Raw genomic sequence first — 23,636 nt, 5'->3', positions numbered from 1 at the left:
TGGTACTGCGTCTTAAGACGTGGGAGAGTAGGTCGCCGCCAGGTCACTCAGGCTCAAGAGATACTCCACAACGAAGCATATGCTTGCATCTTCACCACTCATTGCGAACGCCCCCGGCTCTCACGAGCCGGGGGTGTTCGCGTGTTTGGCTTCCGTCTGCTTATCCGCCGTGGAAGCCCTTCAGCCGCTCTTCGCCGCGACCGATGTCGGGCTTGAAGTGCACATCCTTCGCCGCGGCCAGAAGCTGATCGATGAATCTCGCGTAATCGTCGCCGGCCTCGCCCGGCCTCTCGGCGGTTGGCTCGACCGACCCGGCATAGGTGTCGCCGGTTTCGGCAGCGGAATCGTGAAGCCGGAAGGCGGCGAGGAAGACGGTGTCGCCTTCCGGGTTGCCTTCGCCGACATGCTGCGAACTGCGGGACAGGTCGACCCGTCCATCCTCATCCGGCGCGGAAAGGATGGTCACGCCATGGACGACCGTCGTGTCGCTGCGCGCGTTCGACGCCGCATCCCGTTCGAAAGACAGGCGGTCGTAAGCCCGCTCGAAACTCGTCCGGTCGTGGATGTTGGCTTCGGTCATGATCGCTCCCCCTGTTGCTGGACCTGATAACGCGCCACCGCCGCAATCGGATCGGCAAACAAGAGGACAGGGTGGGGCGGGAGTCGGTTCCCTCCGCCGCCCTGGTACCCTGTTCAGGCACCTGGTTCAGGCCGGCTCGCCGATGGTCAGCGCGATAGAGCCTTCGATCCGATCGCCGGCCTTGACCGCCTGTGCCGGCGCGATGAACGAACCGCTGCTCTACCGCTTCATCACCAGCGTCGAGCTGGGCGGGGCGGTGCCCAACATCATCGCGCTGATCTCCGAATATGCGCCGGCGGACGCGCTGAAGGCGTCCGCCACCCCGTGGCCGTCCTTTTCGTTCGTGCCAGTCATGCGGAAAATTCGTCGGCGCCCGGCGAACCGAACGGCCGGCCCGCAGTTGACAGGAGAAGGGCGGCGATTCCCGACCAGCGACATGTGAGGCGACAATGGCTGCGAACGTCAGCGACTTCTTCTGGCAACGGCTTTCCGAATGGGGCGTGCGGCGGGTCTTCGGCTATCCCGGCGACGGCATCAACGGGCTGACCGGCGCGCTTGCCCGCGCGGGCGACCAGTTCGACTTCATCCAGACCCGCCACGAGGAGTTGGCCGCTTTCATGGCGACCGCGCATGCCAAATACACCGGCGAGCTGGGCGTCTGCCTCGCCACCTCCGGCCCCGGCGCCATCCATCTGCTGAACGGCCTGTACGACGCGAAGCTCGATCACCAGCCGGTGCTCGCCATCGTCGGCCAGCAGGCGCTGACGGCGCTCGGCGGCCAGTACCAGCAGGAGGTCGACCTCGTCTCCCTGTTCAAGGACGTGGCCGGCGAGTATGTGCAGATGGCCTCCACCCCGGCCCAGCTGCGGCACATCGTCGACCGTGCGGTGCGCATCGCCAAGGCCGAGCGCACGGTGACCTGCATCATCATGCCCAACGACCTGCAGGAGATGGATGCGGTGGAGGCGCCGCCGCGCGCCCATGGCACCATCCACTCCGGCATCGGCTATTCCGCCCCGGTCGTGCGCCCGGCCGAGGCCGACCTGCGCCGCGCCGCCGACGTGCTGAATGCCGGCTCCAAGGTGGCGATCCTGGTCGGCGCCGGGGCGCTGAACGCCACCGACGAGGTGATCGAGATCGCCGACATCCTGGGCGCCGGCGTCGCCAAGGCGCTGCTCGGCAAGGCGGCGCTGCCCGACGACCTGCCCTTCGTCACCGGCTCCATCGGCCTGCTCGGCACCCGCCCCAGCTACGAGATGATGGTCGACTGCGACACGCTGCTGATGATCGGCTCCGGCTTCCCCTATTCGGAGTTCCTGCCCAAGGAAGGGCAGGCCCGCGGCGTGCAAATCGACATCGACCCGAAGATGCTCAGCATCCGCTATCCGATGGAGGTCAATCTGGTCGGCGACAGTGCCGGCACCCTGCGCGAGCTGATCCCGCTGCTCCGGCGCAAGCAGGACCGTTCCTGGCGCGAGCGGATCGAGGCGGGCGTCGCCGACTGGTGGACGGTGCTGGAAGCCCGCGCCATGAACGACGCCACGCCGCTCAACCCGCAGCGCGTCTTCTGGGAATTGTCGCCGAAGCTGCCGGACGATGTGGTGATCGCCTGCGACACCGGGTCCGGCACCAACTGGTACGCCCGCGACATCAGGATCCGCCGCGGGATGAAGGCGACGCTCTGCGGCGGCCTCGCCACCATGGGGCCGGGCATGCCCTATGCGCTGGCCGCCAAGTTCGCCTATCCGGACCGCCCGGTGCTGGCGATCGTCGGCGACGGCGCCATGCAGATGAACGGCATGAACGCGCTGATCACCCTGTCCAGATATTGGAAGCGGTGGAGCGATCCGCGCTTCGTCGTGCTGGTGCTGAACAACCGCGACCTCAACCAGGTGACCTGGGAGATGCGCGCCCAGAACGGCGACCCGAAATTCGAAGCCTCGCAGGAGCTCCCGGATTTTCCCTATGCCCGCTATGCCGAGATGCTCGGCTTCAAGGGCCTGTTCGTCGACAAGCCCGAAGACCTCGCCGGCGTCTGGGACGAGGCGCTGGCGACCCGCGGCCCGGTGGTGGTCGAGGCCGTCACCGACCCCAACGTCCCGCCTCTGCCGCCGCACATCACGCTGAAGAACGCGGCGGCGATGATGGCGACGCTGGCCAAGGGCGACCCGGAGGCGTGGGACATGCTGAAGGACACCGCCAAGGACTTCGTCGAAAGCTACCTGCCGCATGGTGGCAGGAAGAAGTCCTGACCGCCTGCGCCCCGCAACGCTCTCCACCCCCTCCTGTTGAGGCTGTCGGGACAGCGTCACCCGGAGGGTTCGGCTTGCTTGACCGGACTGTGCAAAAGCGTTAGACAGCGAATCATGCGTAGATACGGGTATGGACGTACAGCGTAGGGTCGCGCGCCGCGCCATGCCCAGCGGCCGACCATGCCGCCCACCCCATGAATTCCGGATGGCGAGATGGCGGACACGGTCGAAAAGACGCGGACGATCCTGGTGGTCGAGGACAATGTGCTGATGCGCAAGCTCTTCGTCCGCTGCCTGGAGGAAGGCGGCTTCACCGTGATCGAGGCGTCCGATGCCGGCTCGGTGCTGGCGCTGATGCGCGAGATGGCGCCCGACCTGGTGGTGATGGACATCGTCATGCCCGGCCTGTCGGGGCTCGACCTGATCCGGCAGATCCGCGCCGAGACCGATCTCGCCGCCACCCCGGTCCTGGCGGTCACCAACCTTGCGACACCGGCCGACAAACGCCGGCTGGCGGAGGCCGGCTTCGACGGCCATGTGTCCAAGCCGATCAAGCCCAAGGAATTCCAGGCCTCCGTCGCCGGTTTCCTGACCGCCTGATCCGCCGGGCTGCCGGTCAAACCGTTCGGCAGCCTGTCCGACGGGGCCGGAGAAGGTCACAGCCGCCGCAGATCCGGTGGGCCGATTTCTGCGTACCAACCGACATACCCGCAAAAGCGGAGGGAATCCCGGCGATGGCGCGTTATCTGGTTACCGGCGGTTGCGGCTTCATCGGCTCGCACCTGATCGAACGGCTGCTGGCGGCCGGGCACGAGGTCCGGGTGCTCGACGACCTGTCGACCGGCAAGCGCGGGAACCTGCCGGACGGCGTGCCGGTCATGGTCGGCGACGTCGCCGACGCCGAAGCGGTGCGGGCGGCGATGTCCGGGGAAGATGGGAGCGGCGTCGATGGCTGTTTCCATCTCGCCGCCGTCGCCTCGGTCGATCGTTCGCGCGAGGCGTGGCTGGAAACCCACCATGCCAACCTGTCCGGCACCATCGCCGTGTTCGACGCCGCCCGCCGCGCCAATCCGGCCGGGCCGGTCCCGGTGATCTACGCCTCCTCCGCCGCGGTCTATGGCGACAACCCCCAGATGCCGCTGACCGAGGATGCGGCGACCCGCCCGCTGTCGGCCTATGGCGCCGACAAGCTGGGCTGCGAGCTGCATGCTCGGGTGGCCGATGGGGTACATGGCGTGCCGACCGCCGGCTTCCGCTTCTTCAACGTCTACGGTCCGCGCCAGGACCCGAAATCGCCCTATTCCGGCGTGATCTCCATCTTCGCCGGCCGGATCGCGCGGGGGGAACCGATCACCGTCAATGGGGACGGCGAGCAGGTGCGGGATTTTATCTTTGTAAAGGATCTGGTGCGATACCTGACCGCGGCGATGGGGCATCCACGACCCGGTGCGCCCGTCTACAACGTCTGCACCGGCCGTCCGACCTCGGTCAACCGGCTGGCGGAGGTGCTGGCGGAGCTGTCGGGCCGGCCGCTCGACCGGCGCCATGGTCCGGCGCGGCCGGGTGACATCCGGGTGTCCGTCGGTGATCCGTCTCGTCTGGTCGCTACCTTCGGCATGAGCTGCGATACGCCGCTGGAGGATGGACTGCGCCAGACGTTGGCTTGGCTTGGCTGACCGCCGCGACCGGGGCGGTGTCGACAAAGGGTAGGGGTGGCGTGATCGGCGGTTTGATCGGGCGGCGGGCGGTCGCTGGCGGGCTGATGTCGGGGGCGGCGCTGCTGGCTCTGCCCAAAAGCGGCCTGCGGGCCGCCGAACCCGGCCAGGCTTCCGCTTCCTCCCCCTGGGCGGTCTATTACGCCGATGCGGCGCCCCTGTCCGAATTCCGGCCCTACCGGCTGCTGGTGCTCGACAGCCGGACCCATCCGCCCCTCCAGCCCTTGGCCGACCGTGGCAGGACCCTGCTCGGCTATCTCAGCGTGGGGGAGGTGGAGACCCACCGTCCCTGGTTCGGCCGGGTGAAGGGCTGGGGGATCCTGGACCAGGAGAACCCCAACTGGCCCGGCAGTTTCTATGTCGACCTGCGCGACCGCCGCTGGGTCAAGCTGGTGGTGGAGGAACTGGTTCCCGCCATCCTGCGTGAGGGTTTCCATGGCGTCTTCCTCGACACGCTCGACAACCCGCCGCATCTGGAGCGCACCGACGCGAAGCGCTGGCGCGGCATGACCGACGCTGCGGCGGCGCTGGTCCGCGCCATCCGCCGCAACTGGCCGGACATCGGCCTGATGCAGAACCGCGCCTACGAGATCCTGCCGCAGACGGCACCGCTGCTGACCCATGCGCTGGGCGAGAGCGTCTATTCCGGCTGGGATTTCGCCGCCAAGCGCCCGCACCGCCAGAGCGCGGAGGATTACCGGTTCCAGGTGGAGGCGCTGAAGGCCGCCGGGGTGCTGAATCCGCGGCTCGGCCTCCACACGCTGGACTATTGGGACCCGGCCGATGCGGCGGGCATCCGGGCGATCTACGAGCTTCAGCGGGGCAACGGCTTTTCGCCCTACGTCTCGACGGTCGAACTCGACCGCCTGATCCCGGAGCCGCCCCGGTGAGTTGCTTTTCACGACGTAGGCAAAGATCCCCTCTCCCCCCCGGGGAGAGGGTTAGGGTGAGGGGGGTGCACGGTGTGGCTATCCCAAGAATNGGGGGGGGGGGGGGTGCACGGTGTGGCTATCCCAAGAATCCTCGCCGCGCATCCCCCTCACCCCGACCCTCTCCCCGGGGGGGAGAGGGAGACTCTCCCAGGTTGGGGCATGTGTGTGTTCCAAACGGCAGCCCTTGGACTCGGCCTGCTGCTGGGCATGCCCCTTCCCGCCCTGGCCGCCGGTTCGCCTGCCGCCAGCTCGTCGCCAGCGACCTCGACGGCGACGGCTCCGCAGACCGTGCCGCGCACCATCCTGGCGCTGGTCGACCTGCGCGAGGAAAGCACGATCCGCCTCAGCCGCATCCACACGATGGTGGAGCTGCCGCTGAACCATCTGGGATTGTCGGTCGTCTATTGGAACGTCGCCGACGGCCTGCCCGACCTGTCGCGCTATCCCGACCTGCGCGGCGTCGTCACCTGGTTCGCCGGGGAACCCTTCGCCGATGTCGGCGCCTATGTCGCCTGGACGGCCCGGGCGATGGACCGCGGCGTCCGCTTCGCCGTGATGGGACAGCCGGGGGTGCGGCTGGAGCGCGGCGGCAAGCCGGTGCCGCTGGCGCTCACCAACCGCTTCTTCGCCCGCTTCGGGCTGCGCGACGACGACGGCTATTCCGACCTGACCTACAAGTCGAAGCCGGCGCTGGCCGACGGCATGATCGGCTTCGAGCGGCCGCTGTCGGGGGTGCTGCCAGGATACCCGCTGTTCCGCAAGACCGACGAGCGCTTTGTCTCCCATCTGGTGATGCGGCGCGGCGACGACCCGGCCGGCGACAGCCATCTGGTGGTCACCGGGCCGGCCGGCGGACTGGTGACGGACGGCTACAGCCGCTATTTCGATGCCGAATACAACCGGCGGCAATGGATCGTCGATCCCTTCGCCTTCTTCCGCGACAGCTTCGCCACCGGGGATCTGCCCAAGCCCGACGTCACCACCCTGTCGGGCCGCCGCCTCTATTTCAGCCACATCGACGGCGACGGCTGGCGCAACGTTACGGAGGTGGCGCCCTATGCCGCCAAGCGCGTCCTGTCTTCCGACATGGTGCGCACCGCCGCGGTCGAAGCCTTCCCGGAGCTGCCGGTGACGGTCGCTCCCATCGTCGGCGATCTCGACCCGACCTGGAAGGGCACGCCGGACTCGCTGGAGGCCGCCAGGCGGCTGTTCGCCCTGCCGCAGGTCGAACCGGCCAGCCACACCTGGACCCACCCCTTCCAATGGGCCTTCTTCAAGGACTATAGCCGGCAGAACGAGGCGCCCTTCCTCGAGCGCGACGGCGGACGCAAGCCCGGCAAGGGCGACGAGCATGCGGCGGAGGAGGCCGGGGAGGTGTCGGACATCGGCCGCTACGCCCTGCCGCGCGCCTATCTGCAGCAGCCCTTCGACCTCGACCAGGAGATCGGCGGCGCGCTCGACTATTTCACCCGGCTGGCCCCTGCCGGCAAGCGGGCGGTGCTGGTGCAATGGTCGGGCGACACCTCGCCCTTCGAGGCGGCGTTGGCCGCGGTGCGCAAGGCGGGCGGGGTCAACATCAACGGCGGCGACGCCCGTTTCGACGCCGATTTCCCCTCGATCACCGGCCTGCCGCCCATCGGCCTGCCGGTGGGGGCGGAGCGGCAGATCTACGCCGCCGGCAGCAACGAGAACACCTATACCGACCTGTGGACCAGCCGCTTCTACGGCTACCGCAACCTGGTCAACACGATGCGGCATGCCGGCAGCCCGATCCGGCTGAAGCCCTTCAACGTCTACTACCACATGTACACCGGCCAGAAGGCGGCCAGCCTGAACGCGCTGGTCTCGGTGCTGACCGCCGCCCGCGGGCAGGAGCTGGCGCCGGTCGCCGCCTCCACCTATGCCCGCATCGCCGAGGGGTTCTACACCACCCGCTTCGAACCGCTGGACGGGGCTCGGCACTGGCGGGTGCGCGACCGCGGGGCGATGAACACGCTGCGCTTCGACGGGGCCAGCGCCGATACGGTCGACTTCGCCCGTTCCAGCGGCGTGCTGGGCCAGCGCCACAGCCAGGGCAGCCTCTATGTCGCGCTCGACCCCGCGGTGGCGGAGCCGGTGGTGGCGCTGGCGGAGACCGACCGCGCCGACCGCGACCCGCCCGCGGCATTGCCCTACCTGGTCGAGGGCCGCTGGGCTTTCTCCGGTCTTTCGGCAGAAGGGCAAGGGCAAGGCGAGAGGCAGGGCTTCCGCGTCGCCGCCGCCGGCTATGGCGAGGGCGCCATGGTCTGGCGGGTGCCGCGCCCGGGCCGCTGGTCCGTCACCGCGGAACGCGACGGCACGCGCCTGTGGTCCGGCGCGGCGGAGGCGGATGCCGACGGGCGGCTGGCGCTGACCGTGCCGGTGACGGCGGTGGCGCCGCTGCTGCTGCGGTTCCGTCCCGCCGACGGTGCGGCGGGGTAGGGCGGCGATGCGTGCGAACATCCTCGTCGTGCTGGTGCTGCTGCTCGTCGGCATCGGCGCCAGCCTGCTGCTGATCCCGCGCAGCGGCGAACTCGCCCTGCAGAAGTTCCGCGACCGCGATTACGACAGCGCCCGCGCCGTCTACGAGGAGCGCTATGCCGCCGGCGACCGCAGCGGCGCCACGGTGATGCCGCTGACCCGGCTCGCGCTGGCACAGGGCGACGTCGAGCGCGCCATCGATCTGACCGAGGCCTTCGTCGCTGCCGAACCGTCTTCCGTCGAGGCGCGCGAATTGCTGGACCGCCTCTATCGGGATGCCCAGCGGCCGGGCGATTACCTGGAAAACCTGAAGGCCCTGGCGGAGCTGCGCCGCAGTGCCGACCTGTTCCGCCAGCTGGCCTATGCCGCCGGCTTCCGCGACCGGATGGCGCTGAAGGCCGAGGCACTGACCCGCTACTGCAGCTTGCGGTCCGACGACCTCGACGCCCAGCAGGAGCTGGCGGCGCTGCTGGCGGCGCGCGGCGACCATGCCGGTGCGGTGGACTGGCTGCTGCGTGCCGACGACCGGTCCAAGGGCAACATCCAGCCCGACGGCCGCGAGTTGCTGATGAGCCTGCTGATCGACCTCGACCGCGAGGACGAGGCCTTCGACCGCGCCCGGCGCTGGCTGGGCGAGCAGCCCACCGTCGCCGACATGATCGGCTTGGCGAGCCAGCTCGCCGCGGCTGCGCGCCCGGACCTCGCCCTCCGGCTGATCGAGCCACAGGTGACCGGGCGCGATCCTGTGCTGGCGCTGGAGCTGACCTACATCGACCTGCTGATCGCCGCCGACCGCCGGGACCGGGCGCGGACCCGTCTGGCGGCGCTGTCCGGTCCGGTCGAGGATGCGCAGCTCGGGCGGCTGCTGGGGCTGGAGGTGAACGCCGGCATGATGCCCGCGGCGCTGGCGGCGGCCAAGGGCCGCGACCTGCATCTGGTGCCGGACTGGGTCCTGGTCGGGCTGGCGGAGGCCGCGCTTCGCGACGGCGACCATGCCTTCCCCGACCGGCTCTACCGCGAACTGGGCGACGGGTTCCTGGGCGATTACCCGCTGCTGGCCGCCACCATCGCGCTCGGCCGCGGTGACACCGCCGCCGCTGCGGACTGGGCGGCGCGCGGCCTTGCCGGCGATGCGCTGGCGCCGGGCGAGCGTCTGGGCGCCGTCCGGATTCTCGACCGCGCCGGCCGCCATGCCGCGGCGGTCGCCGCCTTCGACCGGCTGGCGCCGGCGGGTGGCGTTCCGGAGGACTCGTTGGAGGAGCTCGCCGCCCTGTTCATGGACTTCGACCGGGCGCCCGCCGGCCTTGCCTGGTTCACGGCCCGGCGGCAGGCCGCGCCGTCGCCGGCCGCCGACCAGGGCTGGGCGCGGCTGGCCGCCAAGGCGGGCGATCCCGCCGCCGTCGCCGCATGGCTGGCCGGCCAGCCGAAGCTGCCGCTCGCCCTGTTGCAGGACATCGCCGGCAGCGCCGCCGAACGCGCCTCCTCGAAAAACCCTGCCCTCGACCGTCCAGCTGCCGCGTTGGCGCTGGCCGCCTCGCAGCGCGCCTTCGCCCTCGATCCGTCGCCGCGCAGCCGTCTGGCTCTTGCAAGCGCCCTGACCGTGACCGGAAAACCGGCCGAGGCCCTGCCGCTGCTGGCGCCGCTGCTCGCCGACGGCGGCGTCGAGGCCGAATCCGCGTATATCGCCGCACTCGATGGTGCCGGCCGGTCGGAGGAACTGGCCCGCCACCTGACCGCCAGGCTGGCGAAGGGCGGCCTGTCCGAGGCGGACCAGCAGTCCATCGTCACCATGCTGCTCGACCACAAGGCCTACCGCGCCGCCCTGCCGCTGCTGCGGGCCTGGGCGGAGCGGCAAGGTGGCAAGGGGACGGGCGGCAATGGCGTTGGGGCCGATGGGGTTGGAAGCGACTGGCTCGGCGTCTATGCCGACGCAGCGGCCAAGGCGAACGCGCTGCCCGACCTCGCCGCCCTGCTGGCGAGCCGGTCCTCCGCCGCCCCGCTGGCCGAGGCGGAGGATTCGCTCTACCGCGACACGCTGGCGAAGCTCGGCCGCAAGGCGGAGCTGCGCCGCTACCTGCTGGCCCGCGCCACCGACGGCCGTCTGCCGGCCGACCCGCGGCGGGAGCCGGTCTCCGCCCTGCTGGCGCTCGGCGACAAGGCCGGGGCGGAGCAGGCCTTGCTGCGGCTGGCGGCAGGGCAGGGGCCGCAGAGCGAGGACTTCAAGCAGCTCGCCTACCTCTGGGGACCGCGCCCGCCCGCCGCCGGGCTGGACTGGATCGAGGCGCGGGCCAAGGCGGCAGCCGGCCCGGCCGAACAGGCGGCCTGGTACGACCGCCTTGCCGATTATGGCGGTGGCCGCCGCGTCATCGCCGGGCTTGGCGGGCAGGCTGGCACGCCAGGGGCTGCCCCGGCCCAGCCGGCCCTGAAGGCCCCCTACATCGAAGCGCTGGCGGCGGCCGGCAAGGGGAAGGAGCTGGCGGCGGCCGTGCGTGCGGCTCTGCCGGAGGAAACCGCCCCCGACCGCTTGCGCCGCTACGCCCGCCTTGCCGAGCAGACCGGCCAGCGCGCCGCCGCGGCCCAGGCCTGGACCGCGCTGCTGGCGCGCAAGCCCGAGGATGCCGACGCCCTGCGCCAGCTCGGCATGCTGGCCTATGACGAGAACCGCCTCGCCGACGCCGAACGGCTGCTGCGCCGCTACGTCGCCTCCGGTCCCGACGATTACGAGGCGCATTACTTCCTGGGCGAGGCGCTGACCGCGCTGAAGCGTCCGGCGGCGGCGACTCCCTTCTACCGCACGGCCCTGTCGCAGCTGCGCGCCCGCGCCGGCCGCGGCGACGCGGCGGTCCAGACGGAGGCGAACCTGCTGAACCGGCTGGGCAGGATCGACGACTCCGTGGCGCTGTTCGAGGCCCTGCGCAAGCGCCGCCCGGCCGACCGCCAGGTGAAGGCCGACTATGCGTCGATGCTGATCGAAAACGGACGACTGCCGGAGGCCCGCCGTGTCCTGGCTCTTCCGTGATCTTTCACCGATCTCCGCACTTTTCTTCCCCTCTCCCCTCCGGGGAGAGGGAGGGGCCCGGCGCCGATGGCGCGGGGAGGGTGAGGGGGAAGCACCGCGTGACTTTCCGGGAATCCCCGCCGCGTCACCCCCTCACCCTAACCCTCTCCCCGGGGGGGAGAGGGGATTGTTCGCGGTCGCCCTCCTGTTCCTCCTCGCCATTACCTCATTCCACCTTCAACCGCTCCATGCCCAGCCGGCGCCTCCCTCCACCCGGCTGGAGGCCGTGCGCGAGGACCGTGCCGCCCGGTTCGCCCTGCATTGGTCCGGCCCGGTCGTCACCGAGGTCCAGCGCGACGGCCGCGAGCTGGTTCTCCGCTTCAGCCGCCCGCTCGGCGACGTTTCGGGCGATGTCGCGCTCGACCGCGTGCCGGCGCGGCTGGAGTCCTGGGTCGACAACATCCTCTACGGCTACGACAGCGTCGTGCTGGTGCTCGCCGCCGGCGTCGAGGTGGAGGTCTCGGCCGACCGTACCGGAGCCGCCGTCGCCCTGGCCCGCTCTCCCGCCGCGGCACCCGCCCCGGCGGCGGAGGCGGCCGACCGCGCCGCCGGTCGCCGCATCGACTATTTCCGTGCGCTGGCGCTGATGGAGGGCGGCGACGTCCGCCCGGCGCGGACCCTGCTGCGCGGCCTGCTGGCCCAGGATCCGAAGGACGCCCAGTCCACCGCCCTGCTGGGCCAGGCGGAGGAGCGGCTCGGCCGCTGGCGCGAAGCCGTCATGGCCTACGACACGGCGCTGGAGCTGACGCCCGGCGAACCCTCGCTGGTCCTGGGCAAGGCGCTGCTCCTGCACGCGAATTCCGACCGCAGCCGCTTCGACCTCGACTGGCAGAAGGTGCGCAACGCCGACATGCAGCGCATCGCCCGCTTGAGCGGCGTGCAGGAGCTCGGCCGGTCCACCAGCCTCACCTGGGCGCTGGAGCGCCGCGAGGTGGACGTCGATGCGGCCCGCCGCGGCGACGGCCGGCTGGAACCCTTCCACGGCGCCCGTTCCCGGCTGGAGGCGGCGCTGGTCCATGACTGGCCGGACCTGCAGCGCTCCACCCTGTCCTTCTATGCAGCCCCGCGGACGCTGGGCGCCGGCTACATCCATGGCTGGCGCGACGAGACGTCGGAAACCCGCGCCGGCTTCGCCTGGAGCGAACCCAGCTTCGCCTTCCTGGAAGGCATCGTCGACGGCGGCCGCCGCGACCGCCTGTTCGTCCAGCATGAGGACCGGCTGTCCGACCGCTGGTCGCTGTCGCTCGGCGCCGGCTACAACCGCTATGGCCTGGCCGGCGCCGCCGACCTGGCGCGGAGCGCAACGCTGGAGGGATCGCTGCGCTACACCCTGAACGCGGCGGGACCGCTGACCAGCGTCGGCTATGTGCTGGATGCCGAATATGTCGGTCGCCGCAAGGAGCGGCAGGACGCGAATGGTCAGGCCTATGTCCCGCTGCCGGCGGCGACGCGGGAAGTCCATGCGCTGCAGCTGAACGTCGAGGATCAGCTGACCGATTATGTCCGCTATGCGGCGCAGGTCGGCTACGCCTATGACCGGCGGGGCCGCAGCGGACCGCAGGGCGCCATCTCGCTGGCGTGGGAGCCGGCGGACACTCTGGAACTGGGGTTCCGTGCCAGCCACGCCCGCTCGACATCCCGCGGCACGGCCAGCGCGGTGAACAGCGCCGGCGTCACTCTGGTCTGGCGCTATTGACGGTGTGTCAACTCTTTATGGTTAAAAAAGGTGGACTGGGAATGAGCGAGGCGATGCGGCGAAGGGGTGGAAGCATGAGGGGCAAGGAGGCGCGGGCTTGCGCCGCGCTGCTGGCGGCGGGACTTCTGCTGGCCGGATGCAGCGTCGGCCGGATCAACAGCCGGGACTTCGCCCAGCCGGGCACCGTGCTGCCGGCGGGCTCGACCGTCGCCGTCCTGCCCTTCGAGAATCTGACCAACCACCCCAACGCCGGCCAGATCGCCGCCGACATCGTCTCCACCGAGCTGTATGGCGTCGGCGGCATCCGCACGGTGGAGGCCGGCCGCGTCCGCAGCCGCCTGTCCGCCGGAAAGCCGGCGGCCGACGCCGCCGGTGCGGATGCCCCACCCGACGCCGCCCCGCTGGACGCGCAGGCCGCCGGCCGGACGCTTGGGGTGGATGCGGTGCTGGCCGGCAGCGTGTCGGAATACGGCTATCAGCATGGCCTGCGGGAAGAGCCGGTCGTCGGGCTGAACGCCCGTCTGGTCCGGACGTCCGACGGTGCCGTCCTGTGGACCTCCAGCCAGTCGGAGGCCGGCCGCGGCTATTTCAGCCGCGACAGCGTCAACAACGTCGCCCAGCGCGTGGTGACCCGCATGATCGACAGCCTGCGGCCGGTCGTCGCCGGCACTCCGTGAGGCCTCGACGCGCATGAGCAGCCTGCCGAGCCCGTCCCCCGCCATGGCGCCGGAACAGCCATCCGCCGCCGCTGCCGCTCCCCGCCGCTGGTTAGGCCTGCGGCCGGTCGCGCTGCTGGAACTGCTGCTGTTCTTCGGCGTGGCGCTGGGGCTGGACTTCTGGCTCGGCGCCGGCCTGCGTTTCGACGGGGTGCAGCCGCATCCCTTCTGGATCCCGGTCCTGCTGCTGGCGATCCAGTACGGCACCAACGAGGGGGTCCTGGCGGCGCTGGTGGCGTCGGCGGCTTTGCGGCTCGGCAACATGCCCAATGCCGGGATCGACCAGGATCTCTATGACCATCTGTTCGCCCTGACGCGCGAGCCGATCCTGTGGCTGGTCGCCGCCGTGCTGTTCGGCGAGCTGCGCATGCGCCAGCTGCGCGAGCGGGCGGATCTGCGCGCCGGCCTCGCCGCCGCCCGGCAGGAGGCGGAGGCTATCGCCCGCTCCTACCGCGCCCTGAAATCGGTGAAGGAAAACCTGGAGACCCGCGTCGCCGGCCAGCTCCGCACCGTCTTCACCCTCTATCAGGCCGCCAAGTCCATCGACCATCTGGACGAGGGGGAGGTGATGCTGGGCATCGCCGACCTCGTCCGCACCGTGATGAAGCCGGAGAAGTTCTCGCTGTTCCTGCTGAACAACGACGTTCTGGAATCGGTGACGAACGAAGGCTGGGACGACGAGCGGGACAGCTACGCCCGCTGGTTCGACAGCGGCACCCCGCTGTTCCAGACCGTGATCGCCCGCCAGCGGCATCTCTGCGTCACCCGCGTGGAGGACGAGCGCATCCTCGCCGGCGAAGGCATGCTGGCCGGTCCGCTGATCAGCAGCGACACCGGCGAAGTGGTCGGCATGGTGAAGATCGAAAGCCTGGGCTTCACCGACCTCAGCGTCAATACGGTCGAGAATTTCCGTATCCTCTGCGAATGGATCGGCACCGCGCTGGCCAAGGCGCGCCAGTACCGCACCGCCAGCGAGCAGCGGGTCTTCACCGACGACGCCCTCTATTCCTCCAGCTATATCGGCCGTCAGGCGGAGTTCCTGGCCCTGCTCGGCCGCCGCATGGGGTTCGAGACCACCGCCATCACCATCCGGCCAAGCGGTCTTTCCCGCCTGTCGGTCGGCCAGCGCGCCGATCTGGCCGCCGCCATCGGCGCCGCGGTGCGCAGCAGCCTGCGCGACACCGACCTCGCCTGCGATTTCGGCCAACAGGGCGCGTCCTTTGGCGTGATCCTGGCCGGCACGCCGCTGGAGGGGGCGAAGCTGGTGGAGGCGAAGCTGGAGCATGCGGTGCGGAAGGCTCTGCCCCTGGCGCTGGCCGGCATTCCCATCGGCTTCGTCACCCGCCGAATCGTTCCGCCGGCACCCGTCCCGGCTCCGGCGCAGGAGACCGGACAGAGGGTGGAGGAGGGCGCAGGATGACTGGACCGGCATCCGACCTGCCCGAAATCGACGGTCTGCTGGCGGGGGACCGTCCGGACCCCGGCACGGCCGAACTGGCTGCTGCGGCGCTGGCCGCCGGCCTGCTCGACGCCGGGGCGCTGGCGTTCGGCCTTTCCGGCATTCCCTTCGCCGTGGCGTCGGCCGCGGGGCTGCATCTGCTGATCTGTGCGCTGGTCGGGCTTTGGGTGCGCAGCCGGGCGCGGCGCGGACGCGACCTGCGGCTGGCCGGGCTGCTGCTGGTCACCATCGTGCCGCTGGGTCCGCTGGGCGCCGCCTGCACGCTGGCGACCGCGGCGCTGCTGGCGCTGTTCAGCCGCTATGCCACCGGTTTCCAGGACTGGTACCTCTCCCTCTTCCCCGACAGCGAGACCGGCCCGGCGCAGGAACTCTACGAGCTGATCGTCACCGGCCGCGAGAACGCCCATCTGGTGGCCGGCGAATCCTTCACCGACGTGATGTCGGTCGGTTCGCCGCAGCAGAAGCAGGCGGTGATCGCCCTGGTCGCCCGCCATTTCCGCCCGGCCTTCACGCCGGCCCTGAAGGCCGGGCTCGCCGATGCCGACCCGTCCGTCCGCGTCCAGGCCGCCACCGCCACCGCGCGGGTGGAGCATGACTTCAACGAGCGCTGGCTGGCGCTCGACCACGCGGCGCAGGCGCGGTCCGACGATGCCGCCAGTCTCGCGGCTCTCGCCCGCCATCTCGACGATTATGCCTTCTGCGGCCTGCTGGACGCCAACCGCGAGGCCGAGATCCGCGACAAGGCGCTGGACGGCTACCGCCGCAGCCTGGACCTGGCCGAAGACGACGACGGCATCCGCCTCGACCTCGGCCGGCTGCTCCTGCGCTGCGGGCTGGCGGCGGAGGCGGCGGCGCGTCTGGAGCCGCTGGTCGACCGCACCTCCGACAGCCGCATTCTGTTCTGGTTTGCCGAGAGCCTGTTCCGGCTCGGCCACTTCGCCGAGCTACGGGCACTGCCGGTCCGCCGTCCCGATCTGCTGGGCGGCGGGGCGGCGCTGCCCGATGCGTTGCGCGACGTCTTCGCCCTCTGGCGCGACGATGTTCCGGGCGTCGTGGACACCGCCGGAAAGGAACTGGTCGCATGAGCCGAAGCCCGGCCCGGCTCTCCCTACCCGAGGCGCCCCATGCGCCCAAGGCCGACGTCTGCCTGCTGATGGAGGGCTCCTATCCCTACGTCGCCGGTGGCGTGTCGACCTGGACGCACGACCTGATCCGGTCCCATGCCGACCTGACCTTCCACATCGTCGCCCTGGTCGCCGACCGCAGCACGCGGCGGCTGGCCTATGAGCTGCCGCCCAACGTCACCGGGCTGACCCATGTCCATCTCCAGGATCCGCCTGCCGGCTGGCGCTGGCAGCCCGGCACCGGCCGGCTGCTGGCGGCCCTCGAAAAGCCACTCGGCCGGCTGCAGCAGGGGGGAGGGCTGGCGGAGGTGGCCGAGGTTTTGCGGCTGCTGGCGCCGCGGCGCGGCCGGATCGGCAAGCGGGCCCTGCTGAATTCCGAGGATTCCTTCCAAATGGTGGTGCGCATGTGCAGGGCCGCCCTGCCGGACGCCTCCTTCCTCGAATATTTCTGGGGCAGCCGGGCGCTGATGAGCGGGCTGTTCGCCACGCTGCTGGTGCCGATGCCGCAGGCCGGGGTCTACCATGCCGTCTCCACCGGCTATGCCGGGCTGTTCGCCGCGCGGGCGCGGCTGGAGACCGGCCGGCCGGCGCTGCTGACCGAGCACGGCATCTACACCAACGAGCGGCGCATCGAGATCCTGATGGCCGAATGGCTGTTCGAGGGGACCGACACCTCGCTGGCGCTGGACAAGAAGAAGCGCGACCTGCGCGACCTGTGGCTCGACACCTTCGCCAGCTATTCCAAGGCCTGCTACGACGCCTGCGACCGCATCATCACCCTCTATGGCGGAAACCAGGAGTTCCAGCGCCGGCAGGGCGCCGATCCGGCCAAGCTGATGATCGTTCCCAACGGCATCGACTATGCCGGCTATTCCCAGGTGCGGCGCGATCCGGCACCACGCCCGCCGACCATCGCCCTGATCGGCCGCGTCGTGCCGATCAAGGACGTGAAGACCTATGTCCGCGCGGCGGCCATCCTGCGCGAGGACATCCCCGACCTGAAGGCGATGATCCTCGGGCCGCTGGAGGAGGATCCCGGCTATGTCGAGGAGTGCCGCAGCATCGTGAAGCATCTCGGGCTGGAACAGACGGTGATCTTCGCCGGCCGGGTCAAGCTGACCGACTGGCTGGGTAAAATCGACGCCATCGCCCTGACCAGCGTCAGCGAGGCGCAGCCCCTGGTGATCCTGGAGGCCGGGGCGTCGGGGGTGCCGACGGTGGCGACCGACGTCGGCTCCTGCTCCGAACTGCTGATGGGCCGCCCGGACGAGGTTCCGCCGCTGGGGCCGGGCGGGGCGGTGACGCCGTTGGCCAGCCCGCTCGACACCGCGCGGGAGCTGCGCGCCCTGCTGCTCGACCGCCCCTGGCGCGACCGCTGCGCCCAGGCGATCGCCCGGCGCGTCGCCCAGTCCTACGACAAAATCGCCATCGACCGCGTCTACCGCGCCATCTACGACGAGCACATCGCCATGCCGACCCGGCCCGTGTCGCATGCCCCAGCGGCTTTCAAGCGAAGCCCCTCTCCCCTTGCGGGAGAGGGGTTGGGGTGAGGGGGCGGAAATCAGAATTCCACCGGCTTTTAGCCGGCTACACCCCTCATCCCAACCCTTCTCCCGCAAGGGGAGAAGGGCATTCGAAACCGAACGTGGTTGTTTTGGACCGAAGATTCGATGCGCCAGCTTCCCACCTACCCTGACCAAACTTCCGCCACCTTGAGTGGGGCCGCCTGAGATGGCCGGCATCGGCTTCGCCCTCCGCCGGCTGGCCCGGCGCGACGACCTGCTGGGCGTGCTGCAAGGCTATGCCCATTCCGCCTTCATCACGTCCGGCCCCTGGATGTTCACCATCCTGGCGCTGGCCGGCATCACGCTGTTCGGCCGCGATCTGGTGGGGATGGAAGAGCTGACGCTGTTCCGCGTCGTGGTCATCTACAACTTCTGCTTCTCGGTGGTCTTCACCGGGCCGCTGGTGCTGGTCGCCACCCGCTATCTCGCCGACGCCATCTATGCCAAGGAGGTGGAGGCCGCACCCGGCATGCTGCTGGCGACGCTGGGGCTGGCCTATGCCATCGCCGGTCTGACGGCGGGCCCCTTCTACCCGCTGTTCAGCGGCCTGCCGCTGCCGATCATGCTGGGCGGGCTGGCGAACTTCTTCCTGGTCTGCGGCATCTGGGTGGTGTCGATCTTCCTGTCGGCGTTGAAGGACTATCTGGCGGTCACCGTCGCTTTCGGCGTCGGCATGGCCGCCGGCATGGCCGGCGCCGTGCTGCTGGGCGACCGGTTCGGCGCGGCCGGGATGGTCTGGGGCTTCTCCGCCGGGCTGGCGGTGATCCAGTTCGGGCTGATCGCCCGGGTGCTGGCCGAATATCCCTATCCCGTCGGCCGGATGTTCGCCTTCCTGGGGTATTTCCGCAAATACGCCGATCTGGCGCTGATCGGCCTGTTCGCCAACGCCGCGGTGTGGACGGACAAGTGGATCATGTGGTTCGCGCCGGAGCGTGAGCTGGTTTCCGGCGCCATGGCGATCTACAGCGCCTATGACGGCGCGATGTTCATCGCCTATCTGACGACGCTGCCGGCGCTGACCCTGTTCACGGTGAACATCGAAACCCGCTTCTTCGAGCATTACCAGGGCTTCTACCGCGACATCCAGAAACACGCGACCTTCGACCAGATCGCGCGCAACCATCGCGCCATCATCGCCGCCCTGCTCGACAGCAGCCGCAACCTCGTCATCCTGCAGGGCGCCGTCTGCGCCGTCTGCATCTTCCTCGCCCCCGCCATCGTCGGCGCCATCGGCCTGCAGTACCAGCAGATCGGCATGTTCCGCTTCGGCGTGCTCGGCGCCTTCTTCCAGGTGATGTTCCTGTTCTGCACGGTGATCCTGGCCTATTTCGACCTGCGGGCGCGGAACCTGACGGTCCAGCTGGTCTATCTGGCGGCCAATGCGGGCTTCACGCTGCTGTTCAGCCGGATGGGCTTTCCCTGGTACGGCTACGGCTATTTCCTCAGCTCGCTGCTGGCCTTCGCGGTCGCCTACCTGATGGTGGCGGACGCGGTGCGGCGGCTGCCCTATTTCGCCTTCGTCGCCAACAACCCGTCGGTGCGATGACCCGCCGCCTCGCCGCCCTGCTGCTGGCCGTTCTGATCGTTCCGGCCGTCGCCGGTGCGCAGGAGGTGCTGCGCACCGACCGCACCGAACCCGGCCACCTGCGCCCGCCCTTCCGCGCCTACGAACCCCCGCCGCCGGGCCACGAGCCGCGCCTGCGCCGCACCGAGAGCCGCGCGGCCTACAGCCTGCCGCAGGGCTTGAAGGGACTCGCCACGCTGGACCGCACTCTGTCGCATCTGTGCCGGCGCGGCGCCTTCCTGCAACGGATCGACGGCCTATATTGGGCGGCGACGCCGGACTACCGCTATGGCGTCGCCTTTTCCGGCGGCACCAACCTGATCGACCCGCAGAACCGCCGCCAGCCCGGCAAGACCTATTTCTTCCGCAACCAGGACAGCCGCTGCGAGGTCTGGATCGGCGACCAGGCGAAGCTGATGCCGCACTATATCGGCGGGTGACCGCTGCCCGGCCTTGCCGGATGGGCCGGCTGGCACCACAATGGTGCGGTGGAGAGGCGGATCGATCCAAAAGCAGGAGACACCAATGCCCATCCCGGTGAGCGCTGAAACGGAAGTCCTTGCCCGCCGGCTTGCCATCATTCGGGGGGGAGCATCGACGAGGTTGTCCGCACCGCCGTGCGCGATGCCTTGGCCCGTGCAGAGCGGCCGTCAATCTCAGATCTCACGCCGGACCAGCAGGCCAAGGTCGACCGCATGCTGGCGCGGATGAAGGCGTTGCCGCCGCTGGACGATGGCGGAAATCCGGATGCCGCCTTGTACGACGAACACGGCCTGCCGCGCTGAGCCATGGTCGTCGACATCTCTGCCCTTGTGGCAATCCTCAAGGCCGAGCCGGAAGCGGCTACTTTTCTCGTCAAGCTCGCCACAGCCACGGTATGCCGCCTGTCGGCCGCGAACTTCGTCGAGGCCGGGCTGATCGCCAACCGCGATTCGACCGGTGCCTACCGTGAGGCACTTGAGGACTTGCTGAAGGAGTTCGACATTCGTATCGAGCCGGTCAGGGAGTACCAAGCCCGGCTCGCCCTCGACGCTTTCCGTCGTTACAGCAAGCGGACCGGACACCCGGCAAGCCTTAATTACGGTGACTGCTTCGCCTATGCCCTCGCTGCTGACACAGGCGAGGTTCTGTTGTTCAAGGGCAATGATTTCCCGTGCACCGATCTCGTTCCTGCATGAGTTCGCGGTTCATCAATCTGTGATGCGGCGGCGGCCGGCCATTTCGGCAATCCAGTGAAGCTGGAGATTCCACACAACGTTTTTCATCCCGCAGTTACCCACCCCACCGCATCCATGATACCTGTTTCACCGGTTTCCATCCGCGGAGGTTCCGGCTCATGACGCCCGGATTGAACGGTGAACACACCCCGGAAAACTGTTTCACCGCGTTTCAAACGTCGCATCCGTTCCCCCTCGCATCCCGCCCGGCCAACCCCATATAGGGCCGGTCCTCGGCCAGACGTGAACGACCGCCCGTGCGTATTCCCGACCTGAACAGCCTGTACGATGCCGGCAGCCGGCTTCTTCTGGAATCGACGGTGCGCGTCGGCGTCACCGGACTGCGGCGGGCCGGCAAGACCGTCTTCGTCACCGCCCTGATCGACAATCTGCTGAAGGCCGGCCGGCTGCCCTTCCTTGACGTGGTGTCGTCCGGCCGCTTCCAGGCGGCGCGGCTGCGGCCCCAACCCGACCCCGACGTGCCGCGCTTCGATTTCGAAGGCCATCTCGCCGCCCTGACCGGTCCCGATCCCCATTGGCCGGAGCCGACGCGCGGCATCGGCCAGATGCGGGTCTCGTTGCGCTACCGACCGGATTCGGCGCTGAAGCGCACGGTGCAGCCGATGGCGACGCTGAACCTCGACCTCGTCGACTATCCCGGCGAATGGCTGCTCGACCTGCCGCTGCTCCGCCAGAGCTTCGCGGAGTGGAGCGCCCAGACCCTGGAGCTCGCCGCCCGGCCGCCGCGCGACGAATTGTCCGCGTCCTGGCGCGGCTGGCTCGCCACCGTCGATCCGATGGCCTCGGCGGAGGAGGAGACGGCGCGGCGCGGGGCGACGCTCTACACCGATTATCTCCATGCCTGCCGCCGTGCCGACATTCTGCTCAGCCTGATCCAGCCCGGCCGCTTCGTCGAGCCGGGCGACATGAAGGACGCGCCGCTGCTGACCTTCTGCCCGCTGCATGGGGTTCCGGCGGCCGGCGGATCACGCGGCCGGGGCAGCCTGTGGGCGCTGATGGAGGAGCGGTACGAGGCCTACAAGACCAACGTCGTCCAGCGTTTCTTCAAGGAGCATTTCGCCCGGCTCGACCGCCAGATCGTGCTGATCGACGTGCTGGGGGCGCTGAACGCCGGCCCGGCCGGGATGGCCGACATGAAGAAGGCGCTGGAGATGAGCCTGGCACCTTTCAGCCATGGCACGTCGGGCTGGTTCGACTGGCTGTTCGGCAGCAAGATCGACCGCGTGCTGTTCGCCGCGACCAAGGCCGACCACATCGCCGCCCACCAGCATGCCCAGCTGCGGGCGCTGCTCGACCGGCTGGTCGGCGACGCCCGCAACGCCATCCGCTTCGACGGCGCCCAGGTCGAGACGATGGCGATCGCCGCGCTGAAATGCACCGACAGCGTGGTGACCGAGCATGAGGGCCGGCAGCTGCGCTGCGTCCGCGGCGTCCCCGTCGGCCGCGACCGCCCGACCGTGCTGTTCCCCGGCGAGATCCCGGAGGATGCGGAGGCCTTTCCGCCCGGCCGCGACCGCCCCTATAATTTCCTGGCCTTCCGCCCGCCCGACGACCTCGGCCGAGACCCGCGCGGCCTGCCGCATATCCGCGTCGACCAAGCCCTGCAATTCCTTCTCGGGGATTACCTGACGTGACGGAGCGCGATACCGACGGCCGGAAGTCTTCGAGGTCCTCCGCGGGCTGGGTCCCGCCGATGGAGCTGGAGCTCGACCGTGCCGCCCCCGTTTCGGCGGAGGAGGAAGCGGTCCTGCTGACCGGTTCGGGCGACCCGGCCGATTTGCTGCCGGCGCCGGCGACACCGGTGCGCACGACCCGCAAGCTCGGGCGCTGGCTGTTCGGGGCGCTGGCGGCGCTGGTTCTCGTGGCGTTGGGCTTCGACACCGCCGACCTGCTGGCGCGCGCCTTCGCCACCAGCCTGGCGCTGGGCCTCCTGGTCGCCCTGATGGCGGCGACCGCCGGCATCGCGGCTTTGGCGATGCTGGTGACCGAGCTGCTGTCGCTGCGCCGGCTGCGCCGGATCGAGGAGCTGCGGGCGGAAGCCGGCCGGCTGGAGGTCGATGCCCCCGATGGCCGGGCCGACCGCTTCGCCGGCTCGCTGGTGGCGCTCTACGCCGACCGGCGGGAGCTGGCTCCGGCGCTGGCCCGCGTCCGCGACCATGTCACCGACGCCCATGACGAACACGAGGTGGTGCGGCTCCTGGACCGCGAAGTGCTGGCGCCGCTGGACCGCGCCGCCTACCAGCGGGTGCTGCGCGCCTCGCGCGACACCGCCGTCGCGACGGCGCTGAGCCCGGCGGCGCTGCTGGACTTCGCGGTCGTCCTCTGGCGCAACCTGAAGCTGGTGCGCGAGATCGCCGCCCTCTATGGCGCCCGGCCCGGCTATGTCGGCTCGCTGCGGCTGCTGCGCCGGATGCTCGCCAACATCGCTGTCGCCGGGGTGGCGGAGAGCGCCCACCATGTGGCGGTGGAGGCGCTGGGCGGTTCGCTCGCCGCCGCCATTTCCACCCGGATGGGGCAGGGGGTGATCAACGGCCTGCTGACCGCGCGGGTCGGGCTGACCGCCATGCACCTGTGCCGCCCCATCGCCTTCGGCCCCGACAACCGCCCCAGCCTGAACCGCATCAGGAAGGAGCTGCTGTCGTTGCCCAAGCAGGTGCTGTGAGTGTGTTCAGGCGCCGGCCATCGCGTCCGTTTCGGATCCCTGGACGGTGCCGATGGCATGCAGCGAGCTTTGCAGGGTCAGCCGGTCCAGCTGCTCGACCCGCAGGCTGGCGAAGATCTTGATGCGGCTTTCCAGTTCGACATAGGTGCGGCGGAAGGCCATCCGGATGCGGTCCTCCGACCCGGTGGCGGCGGACGGATCCTCGACTCCCCAATGGGCGGTCAGCGGCGTGCCGTTCCACGCCGGGCACATCTCTCCCGCCGCCTGGTCGCAGACGGTGAAGACGAAGTCCAGGGCCGGTGCGTTGGGGCCGGAGAACTCGTCCCAGCTCTTGGACCGCAGATCCGCGGTCGGCAGGTTGAAGGATGTCAGCGTCGCCAGGGTGTGGGGATTGATCTGGCCGGCCGGATGGCTGCCGGCCGACCAGGCATTGAAGCGCCCGGCGCCCCACCGGCGCATCAGGCACTCCGCCATGATGCTGCGCGCCGAATTGTGGGTGCAGAGAAACAGGACGTTGTAGGTCTTCTGCTCGGTCATCGCCTACCCCAGGGTGCGGCCCGCCGGCAGGGCGTCGGC

The 23,636-nt window shown here is 70.0% G+C and carries 20 protein-coding genes; 18 read left to right on the top strand and 2 right to left on the bottom strand.

Annotated elements, in window-relative coordinates; all coding sequences use genetic code 11:
* Nucleotides 1–160: 160 nt before the first annotated feature.
* On the bottom strand, nt 161–580 hold the full coding sequence (locus tag JHL17_RS13090; protein WP_200193751.1) for a hypothetical protein: 420 nt from the start codon (nt 578–580) through the stop codon (nt 161–163).
* 181 nt (nt 581–761) lie between these two features.
* On the opposite strand from JHL17_RS13090, the gene JHL17_RS13085 reads away from it, so the two are divergent.
* From JHL17_RS13085 to JHL17_RS13000, 18 genes are all read left to right on the top strand, one after another.
* Nucleotides 762–1,022, top strand: coding sequence for a hypothetical protein (locus JHL17_RS13085; RefSeq protein WP_200193757.1), 261 nt, complete (start codon nt 762–764; stop codon nt 1,020–1,022).
* A gap of 7 nt (nt 1,023–1,029) precedes the next feature.
* The gene (locus JHL17_RS13080; protein ID WP_200193749.1) at nt 1,030–2,832 is read left to right on the top strand and encodes a thiamine pyrophosphate-requiring protein; all 1,803 of its coding nucleotides are present in this window, start codon (nt 1,030–1,032) and stop codon (nt 2,830–2,832) included.
* 213 nt (nt 2,833–3,045) lie between these two features.
* On the top strand, nt 3,046–3,432 hold the full coding sequence (locus JHL17_RS13075; protein WP_200193747.1) for a response regulator: 387 nt from the start codon (nt 3,046–3,048) through the stop codon (nt 3,430–3,432).
* 134 nt (nt 3,433–3,566) lie between these two features.
* A complete protein-coding gene (locus JHL17_RS13070; protein ID WP_200193744.1) occupies nt 3,567–4,508 on the top strand; it encodes an NAD-dependent epimerase/dehydratase family protein in 942 nt (313 codons plus the stop codon).
* Nucleotides 4,509–4,549: 41 nt separating this feature from the next.
* On the top strand, nt 4,550–5,437 hold the full coding sequence (locus JHL17_RS13065) for a glycoside hydrolase family 191 protein (protein ID WP_345773797.1): 888 nt from the start codon (nt 4,550–4,552) through the stop codon (nt 5,435–5,437).
* A 201-nt stretch (nt 5,438–5,638) separates the two neighbouring features.
* Entirely contained in the window at nt 5,639–7,939 is a 2,301-nt protein-coding gene (locus JHL17_RS13060; protein ID WP_200193742.1) for a polysaccharide deacetylase family protein, read from the top strand.
* Nucleotides 7,940–7,946: 7 nt separating this feature from the next.
* Complete coding sequence (locus JHL17_RS13055) at nt 7,947–10,997, top strand: tetratricopeptide repeat protein (RefSeq protein ID WP_200193740.1); 3,051 nt, start codon at nt 7,947–7,949, stop codon at nt 10,995–10,997.
* A 166-nt stretch (nt 10,998–11,163) separates the two neighbouring features.
* Complete coding sequence (locus tag JHL17_RS13050) at nt 11,164–12,732, top strand: tetratricopeptide repeat protein (RefSeq protein WP_200193738.1); 1,569 nt, start codon at nt 11,164–11,166, stop codon at nt 12,730–12,732.
* 74 nt (nt 12,733–12,806) lie between these two features.
* Nucleotides 12,807–13,409, top strand: a complete 603-nt coding sequence (locus JHL17_RS13045) for a hypothetical protein (protein ID WP_247893513.1) — start codon at nt 12,807–12,809, stop codon at nt 13,407–13,409.
* Nucleotides 13,410–13,422: 13 nt separating this feature from the next.
* Nucleotides 13,423–14,868 carry a GAF domain-containing protein gene (locus JHL17_RS13040; RefSeq protein WP_200193734.1) on the top strand — a complete coding sequence of 482 codons (1,446 nt, stop codon included), beginning with the start codon at nt 13,423–13,425 and terminating at the stop codon, nt 14,866–14,868.
* Nucleotides 14,865–15,992, top strand: a complete 1,128-nt coding sequence (locus JHL17_RS13035; protein ID WP_200193732.1) for a hypothetical protein — start codon at nt 14,865–14,867, stop codon at nt 15,990–15,992. The genes JHL17_RS13040 and JHL17_RS13035 overlap by 4 nt, the downstream gene beginning before the upstream one ends.
* Nucleotides 15,989–17,581: a GT4 family glycosyltransferase PelF gene (pelF, locus tag JHL17_RS13030; protein WP_200193730.1), complete on the top strand. Its 1,593-nt coding sequence runs from the start codon at nt 15,989–15,991 to the stop codon at nt 17,579–17,581. The genes JHL17_RS13035 and pelF overlap by 4 nt, the downstream gene beginning before the upstream one ends.
* Before the next feature lie 181 nt (nt 17,582–17,762).
* Entirely contained in the window at nt 17,763–19,142 is a 1,380-nt protein-coding gene (gene pelG, locus JHL17_RS13025) for an exopolysaccharide Pel transporter PelG (protein WP_200193728.1), read from the top strand.
* On the top strand, nt 19,139–19,600 hold the full coding sequence (locus tag JHL17_RS13020; RefSeq protein WP_200193726.1) for a hypothetical protein: 462 nt from the start codon (nt 19,139–19,141) through the stop codon (nt 19,598–19,600). Before pelG ends, JHL17_RS13020 begins: the two co-directional genes overlap by 4 nt.
* Before the next feature lie 153 nt (nt 19,601–19,753).
* A complete protein-coding gene (locus JHL17_RS13015) occupies nt 19,754–19,945 on the top strand; it encodes a type II toxin-antitoxin system VapB family antitoxin (RefSeq protein WP_345773798.1) in 192 nt (63 codons plus the stop codon).
* Nucleotides 19,946–19,948: 3 nt separating this feature from the next.
* Nucleotides 19,949–20,338, top strand: a complete 390-nt coding sequence (locus tag JHL17_RS13010; RefSeq protein WP_200193722.1) for a type II toxin-antitoxin system VapC family toxin — start codon at nt 19,949–19,951, stop codon at nt 20,336–20,338.
* 296 nt (nt 20,339–20,634) lie between these two features.
* Nucleotides 20,635–22,032 (top strand): YcjX family protein, encoded by a 1,398-nt coding sequence (locus tag JHL17_RS13005; protein WP_200193720.1) that lies wholly within the window; start codon nt 20,635–20,637, stop codon nt 22,030–22,032.
* A gap of 59 nt (nt 22,033–22,091) precedes the next feature.
* Complete coding sequence (locus JHL17_RS13000) at nt 22,092–23,060, top strand: TIGR01620 family protein (protein ID WP_211113409.1); 969 nt, start codon at nt 22,092–22,094, stop codon at nt 23,058–23,060.
* Nucleotides 23,061–23,066: 6 nt separating this feature from the next.
* On the opposite strand, the gene JHL17_RS12995 is transcribed toward JHL17_RS13000, so the two are convergent.
* Complete coding sequence (locus tag JHL17_RS12995) at nt 23,067–23,597, bottom strand: arsenate reductase ArsC (protein ID WP_200193717.1); 531 nt, start codon at nt 23,595–23,597, stop codon at nt 23,067–23,069.
* Nucleotides 23,598–23,636: the final 39 nt, after the last annotated feature.

Origin of the sequence: Azospirillum endophyticum (assembly GCF_016595245.1) — a bacterium.
GTDB classification, from domain to species: domain Bacteria; phylum Pseudomonadota; class Alphaproteobacteria; order Azospirillales; family Azospirillaceae; genus Azospirillum; species Azospirillum endophyticum.
Note: the sequence above shows the minus strand (reverse complement) of the source record. Positions and strands in the feature narration are given on the sequence as shown.